General features: G+C 74.8%; 17 protein-coding genes. 8 read left to right on the top strand and 9 right to left on the bottom strand.

Features of this window, described 5'->3' with window-relative positions; genetic code table 11:
• Positions 1–18: 18 nt before the first annotated feature.
• Together PH190_RS26550 and PH190_RS26545 are read left to right on the top strand one after the other, a co-directional pair.
• A complete protein-coding gene (locus PH190_RS26550; RefSeq protein WP_274234548.1) occupies positions 19–1,287 on the top strand; it encodes a bifunctional glycosyltransferase family 2/GtrA family protein in 1,269 nt (422 codons plus the stop codon).
• A 75-nt stretch (positions 1,288–1,362) separates the two neighbouring features.
• Entirely contained in the window at positions 1,363–3,333 is a 1,971-nt protein-coding gene (locus PH190_RS26545) for an ArnT family glycosyltransferase (protein ID WP_274234547.1), read from the top strand.
• A gap of 114 nt (positions 3,334–3,447) precedes the next feature.
• Here the strand turns inward: PH190_RS26545 and PH190_RS26540 are convergent, their stop codons facing one another.
• Entirely contained in the window at positions 3,448–4,053 is a 606-nt protein-coding gene (locus PH190_RS26540; RefSeq protein ID WP_274234546.1) for a class F sortase, read from the bottom strand.
• Positions 4,054–4,114: 61 nt separating this feature from the next.
• Entirely contained in the window at positions 4,115–4,780 is a 666-nt protein-coding gene (locus tag PH190_RS26535; protein ID WP_274234545.1) for a hypothetical protein, read from the bottom strand.
• 246 nt (positions 4,781–5,026) lie between these two features.
• Between PH190_RS26535 and PH190_RS26530 the strand changes: the two genes are divergently transcribed.
• The 3 genes from PH190_RS26530 (at position 5,027) to PH190_RS26520 (ending at position 7,365) form a co-directional block, all read left to right on the top strand.
• A complete protein-coding gene (locus PH190_RS26530; RefSeq protein WP_274234544.1) occupies positions 5,027–5,920 on the top strand; it encodes a hypothetical protein in 894 nt (297 codons plus the stop codon).
• A 5-nt stretch (positions 5,921–5,925) separates the two neighbouring features.
• Positions 5,926–6,570 carry a sortase domain-containing protein gene (locus tag PH190_RS26525; RefSeq protein ID WP_274234543.1) on the top strand — a complete coding sequence of 215 codons (645 nt, stop codon included), beginning with the start codon at positions 5,926–5,928 and terminating at the stop codon, positions 6,568–6,570.
• Positions 6,571–6,705: 135 nt separating this feature from the next.
• Positions 6,706–7,365: a phosphatase PAP2 family protein gene (locus tag PH190_RS26520; RefSeq protein WP_274234542.1), complete on the top strand. Its 660-nt coding sequence runs from the start codon at positions 6,706–6,708 to the stop codon at positions 7,363–7,365.
• Here PH190_RS26520 and PH190_RS26515 read toward each other — a convergent pair.
• Both PH190_RS26515 and PH190_RS26510 read right to left on the bottom strand, forming a co-directional pair.
• Positions 7,313–8,077 (bottom strand): class I SAM-dependent methyltransferase, encoded by a 765-nt coding sequence (locus PH190_RS26515; RefSeq protein ID WP_274234541.1) that lies wholly within the window; start codon positions 8,075–8,077, stop codon positions 7,313–7,315. The two genes, PH190_RS26520 and PH190_RS26515, sit on opposite strands and share 53 nt — an antisense overlap.
• Complete coding sequence (locus PH190_RS26510; protein ID WP_274234540.1) at positions 8,074–9,558, bottom strand: WS/DGAT/MGAT family O-acyltransferase; 1,485 nt, start codon at positions 9,556–9,558, stop codon at positions 8,074–8,076. The genes PH190_RS26515 and PH190_RS26510 overlap by 4 nt, the downstream gene beginning before the upstream one ends.
• 248 nt (positions 9,559–9,806) lie before the next feature.
• On the opposite strand from PH190_RS26510, the gene PH190_RS26505 reads away from it, so the two are divergent.
• The 3 genes from PH190_RS26505 to PH190_RS26495 all read left to right on the top strand — a co-directional run bounded on the left by PH190_RS26505 (position 9,807) and on the right by PH190_RS26495 (position 12,776).
• Positions 9,807–10,496, top strand: coding sequence for a hypothetical protein (locus tag PH190_RS26505; protein ID WP_274234539.1), 690 nt, complete (start codon positions 9,807–9,809; stop codon positions 10,494–10,496).
• Positions 10,497–10,563: 67 nt separating this feature from the next.
• Positions 10,564–11,013 carry a MarR family transcriptional regulator gene (locus PH190_RS26500; protein ID WP_274234538.1) on the top strand — a complete coding sequence of 150 codons (450 nt, stop codon included), beginning with the start codon at positions 10,564–10,566 and terminating at the stop codon, positions 11,011–11,013.
• Complete coding sequence (locus PH190_RS26495; RefSeq protein WP_274234537.1) at positions 11,010–12,776, top strand: MFS transporter; 1,767 nt, start codon at positions 11,010–11,012, stop codon at positions 12,774–12,776. The genes PH190_RS26500 and PH190_RS26495 overlap by 4 nt, the downstream gene beginning before the upstream one ends.
• An 86-nt stretch (positions 12,777–12,862) precedes the next feature.
• Here PH190_RS26495 and PH190_RS26490 read toward each other — a convergent pair whose 3' ends face one another.
• The 5 genes from PH190_RS26490 to PH190_RS26470 all read right to left on the bottom strand — a co-directional run.
• A complete protein-coding gene (locus tag PH190_RS26490; RefSeq protein WP_274234536.1) occupies positions 12,863–13,159 on the bottom strand; it encodes a hypothetical protein in 297 nt (98 codons plus the stop codon).
• 209 nt (positions 13,160–13,368) lie between these two features.
• On the bottom strand, positions 13,369–13,722 hold the full coding sequence (locus PH190_RS26485; RefSeq protein ID WP_274234535.1) for a hypothetical protein: 354 nt from the start codon (positions 13,720–13,722) through the stop codon (positions 13,369–13,371).
• Positions 13,723–13,955: 233 nt separating this feature from the next.
• On the bottom strand, positions 13,956–14,294 hold the full coding sequence (locus PH190_RS26480) for a hypothetical protein (protein ID WP_274234534.1): 339 nt from the start codon (positions 14,292–14,294) through the stop codon (positions 13,956–13,958).
• A 248-nt stretch (positions 14,295–14,542) separates the two neighbouring features.
• Entirely contained in the window at positions 14,543–14,887 is a 345-nt protein-coding gene (locus PH190_RS26475; protein ID WP_274234533.1) for a hypothetical protein, read from the bottom strand.
• 216 nt (positions 14,888–15,103) lie between these two features.
• Positions 15,104–15,432, bottom strand: a 329-nt coding sequence (locus PH190_RS26470) for a hypothetical protein (protein WP_337993859.1), incomplete at its 5' end; no start/stop codon positions are given.

Genomic DNA, 15,432 nt, shown 5'->3' with positions numbered 1-15,432 from the left:
GGCCCGACGCTCCAGATCATGACCGCAGCGACCCCGCTCCGCGCCCCCCTAAGCGCCGTCGAGGACGCGGGGCCCGCCGTGCTCGACGTCGTCGTCCCCGTGTTCGACGAAGAGCGCGACCTCGGGCCGTGCGTCCGGCGCCTGCACCGCCACCTCAGCGAGGACTTCCCCTACCCGTTCCGGATCACGGTCGCGGACAACGCCAGCACCGACGGGACGCTGGCCGTCGCCGAGGCGCTGGCCGACGAGCTCGCCGAGGTCGCCGTCGTGCACCTCGACGAGAAGGGCCGCGGGCGGGCGCTGCGAGCGGTGTGGTCGGCGTCGGACGCGCCCGTCCTCGCCTACACGGACGTCGACCTCTCGACCGACCTCAACGCGCTGCTGCCGCTGGTGGCGCCGCTGATCTCGGGGCACTCGGACCTGGCGATCGGGTCGCGGCTCGCGTCGTCGTCGCGGGTGGTGCGCGGGGTGAAGCGGGAGGTCATCTCGCGCTGCTACAACGTGCTGCTGCGCGGCACGTTGCGGACGCGGTTCTCCGACGCGCAGTGCGGGTTCAAGGCGATCCGCGCCGACGTGGCGCGCCGGCTGCTGCCGCTGGTCGAGGACACCGGCTGGTTCTTCGACACCGAGCTGCTCGTGCTCGCCGAGCGCTCGGGGCTGCGGATCCACGAGGTCCCGGTCGACTGGGTCGACGACCCCGACTCGCGCGTCGACGTCGTCGCCACGGCGCTCGCGGACCTCCGGGGCGTCGCCCGGGTCGGCCGCGCGCTCGCCACCGGCGCGCTGCCGGTGGCCCGGCTGCGCCGGGAGTTCGGGCGAGCGCCGCTGTCGCCGGGCCCGCCGTCGGCGGAGCCGTCGCCGGACGCGATGGCCGGCGTCACCCCGGGCCTGACCGGGCAGATGGTGCGCTTCGCGGCGATCGGCGTCGTCTCGACGCTGGCGTTCCTCCTGCTCTACACGCTCTTCCGGGGCGTGCTGGATCCTCAGCCGTCGAACCTGCTGGCCCTGGTCGTCACCGCGGTGGCGAACACGGCGGCGAACCGCCGGCTGACCTTCGGCATCCGCGGCCGCCGTCACGCCGGGCGCAGCCAGGTCGAGGGCCTCGTGGTCTTCGGTCTCGGGCTCGCCCTGACCTCCGGCTCGCTGGCCCTCCTCGGCGCCCTGGTCCCGACCGCGAGCCACGGCATCGAGCTCGCGGTCCTCGTGCTCGCGAACCTCGTCGCGACCCTCCTGCGCTTCGTCGCCTACCGCGCCTGGGTCTTCCACCCGCGCCGCCAGCACGCGTGACAGGTGTGTCAGCGACGTGCCGTCACTGACGTCCAGTGTCCGTATTCCTCCTTCGATCACGAGACCGGAGCCCCGATGACCACCGCGACCGCCCCCGACGTCGTCGCGCCACCCGCCGCCACCTCTCCGCAGCCACGCCCCTCGTGGCCCCGACGCGCGTGGCGGGGGCGGGCGGGGGACCCGCGCTGGGTCCGGCCGGCGCTGCTCGGTCTGCTCGCCGCCACCGCCGTGACCTACCTGTGGGACCTGGGCGCGTCGGGCTGGGCGAACTCCTTCTACGCCGCCGCGGTGCAGGCCGGCACGCAGTCGTGGACGGCCTGGCTGTTCGGCGCGCTCGACGCGCCGGGTCTCATCACCGTCGACAAGCCCCCGGCCGCGCTGTGGGTCATGGTGCTGTCGGGACGGATCTTCGGGTTCTCGAGCTGGTCCCTGCTCGCCCCGCAGGCGCTGATGGGCGTCGCGTCGGTCGGGCTGCTCTACCTGACCGTGCGCCGCTGGTCCGGCCCGCGCACGGCGCTCGCGGCCGCGGCGCTGCTCGCGGCGACGCCGGTGGCGGTGCTGATGTTCCGCTTCGACAATCCCGACGCCCTGCTCGTGCTGGTGATGGTCGCCGCGGCGTACACCACGACCCGCGCCGTCGACGCCGCCGGCCGCCGCGCCGGGACGTGGTGGCTCGTCGCGACCGGCGCGCTGGTCGGCCTCGGCTTCCTCACCAAGCAGCTGCAGGTGCTGCTCGTCGTCCCGGCACTGGCGCTCACGGTCCTCGTCGTCGCCCCGTCGCGGCCGTCGCGGCGCGTCGGCGACCTGCTCGCCGGCGGCGCGGCCATGGTCGTGTCGGCGGGCTGGTACGTCGCGCTCGTCGAGCTGTGGCCGGCGTCGTCGCGGCCCTACATCGGCGGGTCGACGACCAACTCCCTGCTCGAGCTCGCCCTCGGCTACAACGGCCTGGGCCGCATCCTGGGCAACGAGGGAGGCGGGAGTCCGAGCGGCACGCCCGGGGGCCCCGGCGGCGGCCCACCCCCCGGTGCGGGCGGTCCGGGCGGCGGCGGCTTCGGCGGCTCGCCCGGCGTCGAGCGACTGTTCACGACGGAGTTCTCGGGTCAGGCGTCGTGGCTGCTCCCGGCCGCGCTGGTCCTGCTCGTCGCCGCGCTGTGGGCGCTGCGCCGCGCCCCGCGCACCGACCGCACCCGCGGCCTGCTCGTCCTCGGCGGCACCTGGATGCTGGTGCACGCCGTCGTCTTCAGCGCGATGAGCGGGATCATCCATCCCTACTACGTCGTCGCCCTCGCTCCCGGGATCGCGCTCACGACCGCCGTCGGCGCCTCCGTGCTCTGGCGCCGCCGCGACGCGGTGTGGAGCCGCGTCGTCCTCGCGGTCGTCGTCGCCGGTACGGCGGCCTGGAGCGCCGTGGTGCTCACGCAGCACGACTGGCAGCCGTGGGCGCGCTGGGTGCTGCTCGTCGCCGGGGTGCTGGGGACGGTCGCGGTGCTGGTCCCGCGGGCGCGCTGGACGCGGGTGGCGACCGTGGGGGTGCTCGCCGCCCTGGTCGCCGTGCTCGGGGCGTCGACGGCGTTCGCCGCGCAGACCGCGCTCACCCCGCACCAGGGCTCGATCGTCAGCGCCGGCCCCGGTGGATCGATGGGCGGCCCGAGCGGTCAGCGTGACGGGGGCGCCCGCCGCGGCCCGGAGGGCGAGACGCCGTCGCCGCAGCTCGTGGCCCTGCTGCAGGGCGCGGGCACCCGCTGGGCGGCGGCCACGACCGGCGCCCAGAGCGCCGCCTCGCTCCAGCTCGCGAGCGGTGCGCCCGTCATGGCCCTGGGCGGCTTCACGGGCAGCGACCCCGCGCCGACCCTTGCCGAGTTCCAGGCGGCGGTCGCGTCCGGCCAGGTCCGCTACTACGTCGAGGGCGGCGGTCCCGGAGGACGGGGCGGTGGACCCGGCGCCGCCGGCACGACCGGTGAGATCGGGACGTGGGTCCGGGCCCACTTCACAGCAACCGACGTCGCCGGGCGCACCGTGTACGACCTGGGCAGCCCGACCCCCTGAGGGTCCTCGACGACCGGCTCGGCCGGTTCCCGCGAGGGCCGTGCGGACCCACCCCCCGGGTTCGCGCGGCCCTCGCCCGGGCCTCGGCGCCGACCGGGGCCCGGGCGGTCGCCACTACGCCGGGCGGTAGGCCTCGGTGAGGTGCCCGAAGACGACGATGTTGTCCTCGTAGCTGCGGGTCTGCTCGTTGAACACGCCCCCGCAGGTGATCAGCCGGATCTGGCCGTCGGGGGTCGGCCCGTAGACCGCCTCGGTGGGGAAGGAGTCCTTGGCGACCTGCTCGACCCGGTCGATGGCGAACACCGCGGTGGTGCCGTCGTCGCGGTGGACCTCGACGGTCTGGCCGGGCGCCATCTGGCCCAGCCGGTAGAACGCGCCCTCCTCGCCGCGGAAGTTGACGTGCGCCGCGAGGACCGCGGGCCCGACCTCGCCGGGGCTCGCGCTGCGCTGGTACCAGCCGACGGTCGCGGCGCTGCGCGGCACGTCGAGCGAATTGTCGTCGCGCAGGCCGAGACTCGTGAGGTCCTGGGTCGTCAGCCCGATGGAGGGGACGTCGAGGCCGGTGATCTGCGCGGCCGGCAGCGGCACGGGCACAGACACCCGCTCGGCGGGCGGGAGCGACCGCGCCGGCGCGGGCTCCTCGCCGCCGGAGTTGACGAACGCCACGAGCACCCCGACGGCCAGCAGGGCGAGGATCAGCGCGGTGAAGCGTCCCGTCACCCGGTCGAGGATGCCCCTACCCCCCGACGGGCTCTCGGGCGGTGCCTCCGGAGCGGCCACGTCAGGCCTTCTCCCGCCGAGCGGCGACCAGCTGGCCACCGCGGACGACGCCGGCACCGGCGCCGATGCCGGCGATCGCCAGGAAGATCACCTGGCCGACGGTCGGGCCCTCGTCGGACCCGTCGCCCGCCGCGACGCCGCCGCGCGGGTAGCCGGTGTAGGAGGAGTAGTCGCGTCCGACGCCCCAGTCGCAGGCCCGGCCGTCGTTGTCGCCGTCGAGGTTGTTCGGGTCCGACGGGTCGGCGATGAGCACGGCCTGTGCGTCGGCGGCGTCGGCGAAGTCGTGGCAGTCGAGGTCGTAGACCGAGACCACCGGCGGCACGTAGCGGTAGTACGGGCTGCCCGGGCCGTAGACCGGCACCGGCACCGGCACGTAGCGGGTCTCGGTGGGGTGGTACGACGACGACGGCGAGGTCGTGGTGGTCGGGCCCGTCGTCGTGGTCGGCGTCGGGAGCTCGATCTCCGGGATCTCGGGGAGGTCGCCGCTCTCGCCGCCGATCAGCCCCGACACCGAGTCGACGATGCCGCCGACGAGGTCGCCGATGCTGCCGCCCGGGTCCCCGAGATCGATCGGGCCGGACGCCGCCGCCACCCCCGCCGTCGAGATCATCCCCGCTGCCACCAGCCCGACCAGCGCGCTCGCCGCGCGCCGACGTCCGTTCCCCATGCCCCGACCCGATCCGCTCGCCCGATGGTCTTCCGGGTCGTCGACCGGCGACTCCCCCGTTCGCTGTAACGGCGGGAGCGGCAAAGGGGTACGCGCGGCGGGCCAGGAGGGCGAAACCGGCGTTCGCCGCCACGATCGAGTGATCCCAGGGATCTCCGCCGGAGATCCGCTAACGACGGCTGCTCCTCCTGCGAGACATCGCCGAACGGCCCACCGGACGGGCCGAACGGACAAGGGGAGCGGGAGATGAGGGGTCGTCGGAGCAGCCGCAGCGCCGCGGTCGTGCTGGCCGGCTGCGTGGGACTGGCGGTGATGGCTCCGGGGCTCGCGCTCGCTGCGCCCACCGGTAGCGAGACGAACTCGGCGGACTGCACCGCCGCGGGTGGCCGGTGGAGCGAGGCGGAGAACAAGTGCTCTGCCGTCTCCAGCACCGCGACGTCCGCCCCGAGCGCGTCGAACTCCAGCAGCACCGACGACGACTCGGTGGCCGGCCGCTCGAGTACGAGTGTCAGCCAGAACGACGTGACGGTCACCGAGAGCAACACGACGACCAACAGCACCACGACGTCGAACAGCAACAACACGTCGAACAGCAACAACACGTCGAACAGCAACAGCAACAACACGACGACGAACAACAGCACCACGACGAACAACAACACCACGACGAACAACAACTCGACGACGACGAACAACACGACGGTCGACATCGAGAACAACACGTCGATCGAGAACAACACGACGGTCTACGAGAGCAACTACTTCTCGAACACCTACGTCTTCAACTCCCACGCCCCGAACGCGTGGTGGGGCACCTACTGGCGCCACCGCTACGACGTCGACTGCGACGAGCTGACCTACGACGAGGCCAACGCCATCCTCGAGTGGGACTCGTCCGACCCGTTCCGTCTCGACCGTGACGACGACGGCGAGGCCTGCGAGGCCAGGGCCCACGACGACGATGACGACGACGAGGGCCACGTCGAGTACGTCAGCTACCCCGAGGGCGGGGTCTCGACCGGCGACGGGAGCACCGGCTCCGGCGCCTCGGCCGTCGAGGTCGCCCTGGCCGCCGGCGCGGTCGCCGGCCTCGGCGCGACCGGCCTGGTCGTCGCCCGTCGCTCCGCGCGGCAGGGCTGATCACGATGGCCACGACGACCGAGCACCAGAGCACGCAGCAGCGCGGGACCGCCCGCGCGACGATCGGTGTCCTCCTCGTCGTCGCGCTGGTCGCCGTGGTGGCCTACCTGACGGTGGGCGCGACCTCGGCGCGCACCGGCCCGGCGGTCGCCGACCTGCCGGCCGGGCGCACCGAGGTCGCCCTCCCCCTGGACTGGGCCGAGACGGCGAACCTGCGGATTCCGTCGATCGGGGTCGACACCCGGCAGCTCACCGAGCTGGGCCAGACCGAGGACCGCCGGCTGGAGGTCCCGCGGGACGCCACGACCGTCGGCCACTACCGCGGCGGCGCGGCCCCCGGCCAGGACGGCCCGGCGGTCTACGCGTCGCACGTGGACTACGGGGGTGTGGAGGGCGGCTTCGCCCGTCTCTCGGACGTCGAGGCCGGTGACCAGGTGCTCGTCGAGCGCACCGACGGCGTCACGGTGGTCTACGCGGTCGACCGCGTCGCCGAGGTCCCGAAGGACGCCTTCCCGACCGTGCAGGTCTACGGGGCCACCCCCGGCCCCGAGCTGCGGCTGATCACCTGCGGCGGCGAGTTCGACGCCGACGTCCGCAGTTACGAGGACAACGTCGTCGTGTACGGACACGCGGTGGAGGCGTACCGGTAAGCGACGGCTCGCGAGACGACGGCCGGGTCCCCTGGGGAGCGGGACCCGGCCGTCGTCGTGTGCCCGCCGGTGTTCTCAGCCCCGTCACAGCCGTCCGTCAGGCCGCCCACACCGCCCGGGCGGAGCGTGGGAGCCATGATCCCGCTCGCGGCCGCGCCGACGGTGCCCCTGCTCGACGCGCCGCACCGGCCGACCACCTCCCGCGGACGGGTCGGGAGCGTGCTGGCGGTGCTCCTCGGGGTCGCGACGGTCGTCGGCTCCTACGTGCTCGCCGTCCTCGACCCCGCCGGCCGGGCCCTCGACGACGCCGCCCTCGAGACCGCCACCGGCGTCGGCCTGCGCGGCGAGGGGCTGCGGGTGCTCGAGCTCGTCGGGGTCCCGACGGTCGCGCTCGCGGTGCTCGTCCTCGGCGGCGTGGCGCTGGCCCGCGGCCGGGGCGACCGGGCCGTCGCCGTCGTCGCGCTGGTGCTCGGCGCCCAGGTGGTGACCCAGCTGCTCAAGGCGGGCCTCGTCCGCCCCGACTCCGCCGAGGACAACTCCCTGCCCAGCGGCCACGTCACGCTCGTGGCGTCGCTCGGGGTCGCGCTCGTGCTGGTCGTGCCCCGGGCGCTGCGCCCGCTCGCGGCCCTCGCCGCCGCCGCGGTCACCGGGATCGCGGGCGTGGCCACGATGGTCGCCGGCTGGCACCGGCCGAGCGACGTGGTCGCCGCGCTCGGCGTCGTCGCCGCCACCACCGGCGTCGTCACCCTCGCGGGGGCGCTGCTCCCGGGACGACGGCGTCCACGATCTCGATGAGCGTCCCCCACCGCGTCGCCACCCGCACGAACCCGTGGCGCACGAGGGCGTCGGCCAGCTCGCCGGGGTGGAACAGCCGCGCCTGACCGCCCCGGGCGAGCAGCTCGGTGTAGAGGCGCAACGGGCCGCGACCGTGGGTCGGGACGGTGGCGGTGAACCGGCCGCCGGGGGCGAGGACGCGCCGGATCTGGGCCAGCGCGGTGTCGAGGTCGGGCACGAGCTGCAGGCACAGCGAGCAGCACACGGCCTCGACCGCCCCGTCGCGCAACGGCAGCGCCATCGCGTCGGCGCGGACGAACACCGTGTTCGCCGCCCGCACCGCCCGCGCCGCGCGCCGCAGCATCGGCGGCGACAGGTCGGCGCCCACCACCAGCCCGTCGGCCCCGACGGCGTCGGCGAGGTGCCGGGTCAGCGTGCCGGGCCCGCAGGCGAGGTCGAGCACGGTCTCGCCGCCGACGAGGTCGAGGCGCCGGGCGACGTCGTAGAAGTCGCGCACGACCGCGCCGCCGACGAGGCCGGGGACGCGCCCGCGGACGCGGTCGCCGCCGGCGAGCACCAGGTCGTAGAAGCCCGCGCCGCCGCCGGACTCCCACAGGTCCTGGATGCGGCCGCGCGAGCCGGGCCGACCGTCGACGAGGTCGAGGTACGGCGCGCCGACGTCCGCGGGCAGCGGCACGTCGAGCAGCGGCGCCAGGCGCTCCCGTGCCGTCACGCGGGCTCCTCCGCGGACCCGACCGCGTCGCGCAGGAGGTCGAACTCCGCGACGACGGCGTCGGCGAGGTCGGCCAGGTCGGGGATCAGTTCGGCGCAGGCGAGCAGGCCGATGTCGAGCTGGTCGACGTAGCTCTGCACCGTGATGTTGAGCCCGACGCCGTCGGCGATCGCGGACACCGGCACGTAGTGGCGCATGGGCGCGGGCCCGACGTAGAGCGGGTCGGTCGGGCCCGGCACGTTGGAGACGACGAGGTTGAACGGCGCGGGCGTCGCGGTCGACCAGCGGGTCACCGCCCGGCTGACCGCCGTCGTCGCCAGCGGCGTCCCGAGCCCCGCGACCTCGGGCGCGAGCTCCCCGGGCAGCGCCTTGAAGACCTCCTTGGCGAGGTCCAGCGCCTCGTGCGCGCCGCGCAGGCGCTCGAGGGGGCCGTCGAGGTCGGTCGGCAGGGCGGCGATGGTGCCCGAGACGCGGTTGGTCCAGCGCTCCTCCTCGTCGCCGCTGCGCAGCGAGACGGGGATGAGGGCGGTCAGCGGCCGGTCGGGCAGCTCGCCGCGCTCGGTCAGCCAGTGCCGCAGCCCGCCCCCGCACAGGGCGACGACGACGTCGTTGATCGTCGCCCCGGCCTGCTTCCCGACGGCCTTGACCTCGGCCAGCGGCAGCGACCGGTGCGCGAAGCGCCGGTACCGGCTGATCGGGTGGTTGAACGGGGTGCGCGGCGCCACCAGCGGCGGCAGCCGGGGCAGGCGCCCGTCGTCGTCGCGGGAGCGCCCGGCGTTGAGCACCGACCCCAGCGGACCCCGCAGCGTGCCGCGGACCTTGTCGGCCAGGTCGATCGCCGCCGGGCTGCGCGACGCGCGGGCCAGCTTCTGGCCGGCGCGGGCCGCGAGCAGCAGCCCGCGGGCGGGGCGCCGGACACCGTTGACGGCCGCGCGGGCGAGCACCTCGGCCGTCGACGGCGGGGTCTCGGCGCGCCACCGCCCGGCCTCGGCGGGACGGCCGGCGTCGGGGGAGTCCTCGAGCATGAGCTCGAGCAGGTCCGCGCCCGCGGCCCCGTCGACCGCGCTGTGGTGGATCATCGTGAGGATCGCGAAGCGGTCGTCGTCGAGGCCCTCGATGACGTGCGAGACCCACAACGGGTGGTCGCGGTCCATGGGCGCCGCGACGAGCCGGCCGACCAGCTCGTCGAGCTCCCCGTCACCGCCGGGCGGCGGGACGGCGCTGTGGCGCACGTGGAAGTCGAGGTCGAAGTCCGGGTCGGCGATCCAGTACGGGTGGTCGAGCCCGAAGGGCACCTCCACCAGCCGCCGGCGCAGCGGCTCGAGCTGGTGGATGCGGTCGGCGAGCTGCCGGCGCCAGGCCGGGTAGGGCTCGAAGTCCGCGTCCGGCCGCTCGAGGATCAACAGCTGGCTGACGTGGGTGAACTGGTGATCGTCCTCCGCGTCCAGGAACACCGAGTCCAGGCCCGACAGCTGCTTCACGGTGGTGACCTCCTCGTCGACGGTCCGCCGGGCGCACAGTCTGTGGCCGGACCGCCTCCGGGTCCAACCGGTGCCCCCGGGTGGCGTGACGCCCCGGGTTCACCTCATCGGCGGACTCAAGCCCGGACGGCCCGCGTCCGTAACCTCCGGCCGTGACGGCCGTTGAGCGTTCCGGAGGAGTGCTCACTCGATCGGTGGTGCGCTCCCTACCGAACGGACTGGCCGGACGAACGGACGGAGAGCCGGGCATGGGCAGGCACCAGATGGGGGCGTCGTCCTCGGGGCGCGCTCGGGTCGCGCTCGGCGCGCTCCCGCTGGTCGCCACCGTCGGCGCCATCGGGATCGGCTCGGCGGTGATGAGCCCGGTGAGTTCCGACGCCCCGCTGGCGCCGCCCGCCCCCGGCGCCGGTGGTCCCACGGGCCCCGCGGCCTCGCTGCCCCTCGCGCCCGGCCTGCCGCCGGCCCCGGTCCCGGTGCTCGACCTCGCCCTGACCGGCGACCCCGTCGGCCTCGGGCAGCCCGGCGGCACGATCGGCGCCGGCCGCGGCGGCGCGGCCGACGCCGACACCCCCGTCCGACGGGCGTCCCGCACCGAGGGCTCCGCGCGCACGGCGAGCACCGCGCGCGGCGCCGACACCCCGATCCGTGCCGGCGGTGGCGGCGCCGGCGCAGGCGGCGGCTCCCAGGGCTCCGGGGGCGGCGAGGAGGCCTCCGGCGGCGGCTCCGGGGGATCGGGCTCGGGCGGGTCCGGGGGTTCGGGCGGCTCGGGTGGTGCTGGCACGTCCGAGGACCCCGGCGGTTCGGGTGGCGGCCGTGGTGGCGGCCTGCTCGGCGGCGTCGTCGGCGGCCTCGGGAACACGGTGTCGGGCGCGACGTCGGTGCTCTCGTTCGGCGAGGCCGGGTCGTCCTCGCCGTCGCTGCTCTCGTTCGACTCCTGATCGCGCACGCTCCATGACCGCGATCGCCACGGCGGCGGAGAATATAGTTAGGTGATACAACGGTCTGGTGACCGCACCGACCGACGCGCGCCTGACCACCGCCGCCGCGCTCGACGGCTTCGCGGCGTGGGTCATCCGCTCCACCGCGAGCCGTGACATCAGCCTGACCACGGCGTCGACGCTCGCGACGCTCGACCGCGACGGGCCCCAGCGCCTCTCCGACCTCGCCGTCCGCGAGGGCATCACGCAGCCGAGCATGACCGCGCTGGTCACGCGCCTGGAGCGCGACGGCCTCGCCACGCGCGGCGACGACCCGGGCGACCGGCGGGCGGTGGTCGTGACGCTGACCGACGCGGGCCGCGAGGTCCTCCTCGCCCGGCGCACCCGCCGGGCGTCGCGGCTGGCGGACCTCCTCGACCAGCTCGGCCCCGAGGACCGCGCCGCCGTCGACGCCGCCGCCGGTGCCCTGTCCCGCCTGACCCGGATCCCCGTCGACCTCTCGCGAGGAGCGTCGTGAGCACGTCCACCGACAGCCCGTTCCGCCAACCGAAGGCCGTCTGGGCCGTCGCCTTCGCCTGCGTCATCAGCTTCATGGGGATCGGCCTGGTCGACCCGATCCTGCCCGCGCTCGCCGAGCAGCTCGCGGCCACGCCCGCGCAGGTCTCGCTGCTGTTCACGAGCTACCTGCTCATCACCGCGGTCGCCATGCTCGTCACCGGCTGGGTCTCCAGCCGCATCGGCGCGAAGGCGACGCTGCTGACCGGCCTGACCATCATCGTGGTCTTCGCCGCCCTCGCCGGGGCGTCCGGATCGATCGGCGAGATCGTCGGCTTCCGGGCCGGCTGGGGCCTGGGCAACGCCCTGTTCATCGCGACCTCGCTGGCGGTCATCGTCGCCTCCGCGAGCGGCGGGTTCGCCGGCGCGATCATCCTCTACGAGACCGCGCTCGGGGTCGGCATCGCGCTCGGCCCGCTGGTCGGCGGCCTGCTCGGGTCCGTGAGCTGGCGAGCGCCGTTCTTCGGCGTCGCCGTGCTCATGGCGGTCGCGCTGATCGCCACGCTGGTGCTGCTCGACAAGAGCCCGAGGCCCGCGCGGAAGATCGGGCTGCTCGACCCGCTGCGGGCACTGCGCCACCGCAGCCTCGCGACGAACGCCCTCACCGCGTTCGCCTACAACTGGGGCTTCTTCACGCTGCTCGCGTACTCGCCGTACTCGATGGGCGGGCTCTCCGAGCTCGGCCTGGGCGGCGTCTTCACCGCCTGGGGCGTGCTCGTCGCGATCTTCGCGGTGTTCGTCGCCCCCGCCCTCGAGCGGCGCTTCGGCACCGTGCGCGTCCTCTACGTCGTGCTCGGGCTGCTCGCGGTCGACCTGCTCGTCATCGCGGTCGGGAACGACACCCCGGGCGTCGTCATCGGCGCGGTGATCGTCGCCGGCGCGATGATCGGTCTCAACAACACGCTGGTCACCCAGGCCGTCATGTCCGTGGCGCCGGTCGAGCGCCCGGTGGCCTCGGCGTCCTACAGCTTCGTGCGCTTCCTCGGCGGCGGGCTCGCGCCGTGGATCGCCGGCATCCTCGCCGAGGCGTTCCTGCCGAGCACGCCGTTCTGGGTGGGCGCGGTGGTCGTCGCACTCGGGGCGCTGGTGCTCGCCACCGCCCACCGCCTGCTGCGGCGCGTGGAGACCGGCTCGGAGACCAGCGACGTGACGGTGGGGGAGGTGACGGCCACGGACGACGCCGCGCACGGCGCGGGGGGCGACGCCGTGCGCCCGGTCCTCGTCGCCGTCGACGGGGCGCCGCACGCACCGGGCGTCGCCGCGACGGGCGGGCGGCTCGCGACGCTGCTCGACGCGCCCCTGGTGGTCGTGCACGTCCCCGAGAGCGCGGTGGTGGACGCCGCGGCCGCCGCCGACACCGACGCCGGGCCCGGCCTCGAGCGGTCCCTGGCCGCGGTCCGGGAGGCCGTCGGCCGCGACGCGACGGTGACCGCCGAGACCCTCGCGCCCGTCGTCGCCCACGACGGTGTCGGGGGCGCGCTGGTCGCGGTGGCCCGGCGCCACCACGCCCGCGCGGTCGTCGTCGGGCGACCGCGGGGTGGGGCGCTGGCCGCGCTCACCTCGCCGAGCGCCGACCGGGCGCTGTTCGAGGACGGGCCGTGCCCGGTCGTCGTCGTGCCGGACGGGGCCGTGGCGAGCGGCGAGCGCGGTGATCGACGGAAGGACACGGACACTGATCGTCCGCGACGGCACGTCGCTGACACCCCGGCGGCCGTCGGGCGCTGACCCGGCGACGCGGACACCCCGGACACGCGAACGGGCCCGGCCCACCGAGCGGTGGACCGGGCCCGTCGTCGTGCGGGAGGCGTGCCTCAGGCCGGGATGCCGGGGAGCTCGAACTGGCTCGGCAGCTCGGGCAGGTAGTCGGAGAGCGGCGGCAGCGCGGGCAGGGTCGGCGCGTCCGGCAGACCGGGCACCTCGACGCCGTTGAACGTGTTGCCCTGGCCGTTGCCCTGGCCGATGCGGTTGCCGGTGTCGACACCGATGTTGCTGCCCTCGGACGTGACGTTGTCGTTCTCGTCGATGTGCGACTCGGCGGAGGCGAACGGCGCGGCGGCGAGCAGGCCGGCGGTGACGCCGACGGTGACGACGCCCAGCTTCTTCAGCACGAGGAACTCCAGTGGTGTGTCGGGGGTGCCCAGCGCCGGACGGTGGAGGAGCGCGGCGCCGTGGGTATCGGATGGCTCAACGAGCCCGTGATGTCGTCGTGATCCTCGTGGGCGAGATGAACCCGAACGGGGGATCAACTTCGGGCCGGAACGGCCGAGGGCCCGGCCACCGTGCGGTGACCGGGCCCTCGGGGTCCGTCAGGAACCGCTCAGGAGACGGGGAACTCCGGGACCTCGGGGACCTCGGGGAGCCCGGGGGCCTCCGGGCTGAGCACGCTCACGTCGACGACGTTGCCGCTGAGGTTGTCGTTGAGGATGTCGTTGCAGACGATGTTGGCGAGGTTGGCGCCGCCGATCGGGGCCTGCACGACCGCGTTGCCCAGGAACGCGTCGCCGTCGATGCCGCCGTTGGCCTCGGCCGAGCCGCCGGTGACGTTGCAGTCGGCGCCGGCGCCGTGGTGGCCCTCGCCGTCGTGGCCCGACTCGTGGGCGGAGGCGAACGGGGCGGCGACCATCAGGCCGGCCGAGATGCCGACGGTGACGACGCTGAGCTTCTTCAGCACGTGGACTCCAGAGGTGTGTCGGGGAGCGGCGTGGGCCGGATGGCTGGGGAGTACGCCCCCACGCTCGGACGGCTCAACGAGGTGGTCGTCCCGGTGTTACCGGTTTTCGCCCGGATGCCCCCGATCGTGGGATGGAGGTCCGGGAACACGGCGCCGATGCACCACGTCGACGCACGTCGGCCCGTCCACCCGCGGGAGTGGCCGGGCCGGTGCGGTGGTGCTGTCGCGCGCTCCTAGGCAGGGAGCTCGGGCAGCAGGCCGCCCCCGAGGTCGACGTCGACGCTGTTGCCGCTGAGGTTGCCGTTGAGGATGTCGTTGCAGACGACGTTGCCCAGGTTCGAGCCGCCCACGGGGCCCTGCATCAGGACGTTGCCGAACCCCGCGTCGCCGTCGATGCCGCCGTTGGCCTCGGCCGAGCCGCCGGTCACGTTGCAGTCCGAGCCCGACCCGCTGCTCGTCTCGTGGCTCTCGTGCTCGGACTCGTGGCTCGACTCGTGCGCGGACGCGAACGGCGCGGCGACCAGCAGGCCGGCGGAGACGCCGACGGTGACGACGCCCAGCTTCTTCAGCATGTCGACTCCTTGGTTCGTCGGGGAGCGCGACGCGTACCCGCACGCCGGATGCGCACGGCACCGCGCCCTCGGGAGGGACAACGACGTCACGCGGCCCGTGCAGCGATCGGGTAACGGGTGACCCCCGAACGAGGGACAAGCGACACGGCGCAAACCCGTGGTGTCGGAGGAATCTGCTCCGTGCTCCGGACGCACGAAGGCCCGGCCACCGATCGGATGGCCGGGCCCTCGGGTGCGCGACGGGCTGCTCAGGCCGGCTGCTCGGGGAGCTCGATCGGCACCTCGGTCTCCTCCTCGGGGCTGAGGACGTTGACGTCGACCTCGTTGCCGCTGAGGTTGTCGTTGAGGATGTCGTTGCAGACGATGTTCAGGGCGTTGGCGCCGCCGACCGGGGCCTGCGCGAGCAGGTTGCCGGCGAGCGCGTCGCCGTCGATGCCGCCGTTGGCCTCGGCCGAGCCGCCGGTGACGTTGCACGAGCCGGAGCTCTCGTGCTCGCCGTCGTGGTGCCCGCCCTCGGTGGCGGAGGCGAACGGGGCGGCGGCCATGAGGCCGGCGGTGACGCCGACGGTGATGACGCCCATCTTCTTCAGCATGCGAACTCCTGGGATGTCTGTCGGGGAGCGGGCGTGGACCGAGCGGATGATGAGCACCCGGGCACGCCTCGGACGGATCAACGAAGGCGCAACCTCGGCGGCACGACCGGACCCGCCATGACATCCGAACGGGCGACACCGTTCCGGTGCGGCCCCCGGACGCACGACGGCCCGGCCACCGCTCGGTGGCCGGGCCGTCGTGGCGTCCGTCAGGACCTACAGCGGGAGCGGCACCTCGGGCAGGAGGCCGCCGCCGATCTCGACGTCGACGTCGTTGCCGCTGAGGTTGTCGTTGAGGATGTCGTTGCAGACGACGTTGAGCACGTTGGCGCCGCCGACCGGGGCCTGCGCGAGCAGGTTGCCGGCGAACGCGTCGCCGTCGATGCCGCCGTTGGCCTCGGCCGAGCCGCCGGTGACGTTGCAGGAGCCGGAGCTCTCGTGCTCGCCGTCGTGGTGGTGGCCGCCCTCGCTGGCGGAGGCGAACGGCGCGGCGACCAGCAGGCCGGCGGAGACGCCGACGGTGACGACGCCCAGCTTCTTCAGCA

It is taken from the genome of Actinomycetospora straminea (assembly GCF_028737255.1).
Lineage (GTDB): Bacteria > Actinomycetota > Actinomycetes > Mycobacteriales > Pseudonocardiaceae > Actinomycetospora > Actinomycetospora straminea.
The sequence above is the reverse complement of the archived record's forward strand: the minus strand, read 5'-3'. Positions and strand labels throughout refer to the sequence as shown.

Excerpts from the sequence above, each read along its gene's own strand:
- PH190_RS26550 (WP_274234548.1), top strand. The coding sequence starts at position 19 with ATGACCGCAGCGACCCCGCTCCGCGCCCCCCTAAGCGCCGTCGAGGAC.
- PH190_RS26545 (WP_274234547.1), top strand. The coding sequence starts at position 1,363 with ATGACCACCGCGACCGCCCCCGACGTCGTCGCGCCACCCGCCGCCACC.
- PH190_RS26535 (WP_274234545.1), bottom strand. The coding sequence starts at position 4,780 with ATGGGGAACGGACGTCGGCGCGCGGCGAGCGCGCTGGTCGGGCTGGTG.
- PH190_RS26530 (WP_274234544.1), top strand. The coding sequence starts at position 5,027 with ATGAGGGGTCGTCGGAGCAGCCGCAGCGCCGCGGTCGTGCTGGCCGGC.
- PH190_RS26525 (WP_274234543.1), top strand. The coding sequence starts at position 5,926 with ATGGCCACGACGACCGAGCACCAGAGCACGCAGCAGCGCGGGACCGCC.
- PH190_RS26520 (WP_274234542.1), top strand. The coding sequence starts at position 6,706 with ATGATCCCGCTCGCGGCCGCGCCGACGGTGCCCCTGCTCGACGCGCCG.
- PH190_RS26505 (WP_274234539.1), top strand. The coding sequence starts at position 9,807 with ATGGGCAGGCACCAGATGGGGGCGTCGTCCTCGGGGCGCGCTCGGGTC.
- PH190_RS26480 (WP_274234534.1), bottom strand. The coding sequence starts at position 14,294 with ATGCTGAAGAAGCTGGGCGTCGTCACCGTCGGCGTCTCCGCCGGCCTG.
- PH190_RS26475 (WP_274234533.1), bottom strand. The coding sequence starts at position 14,887 with ATGCTGAAGAAGATGGGCGTCATCACCGTCGGCGTCACCGCCGGCCTC.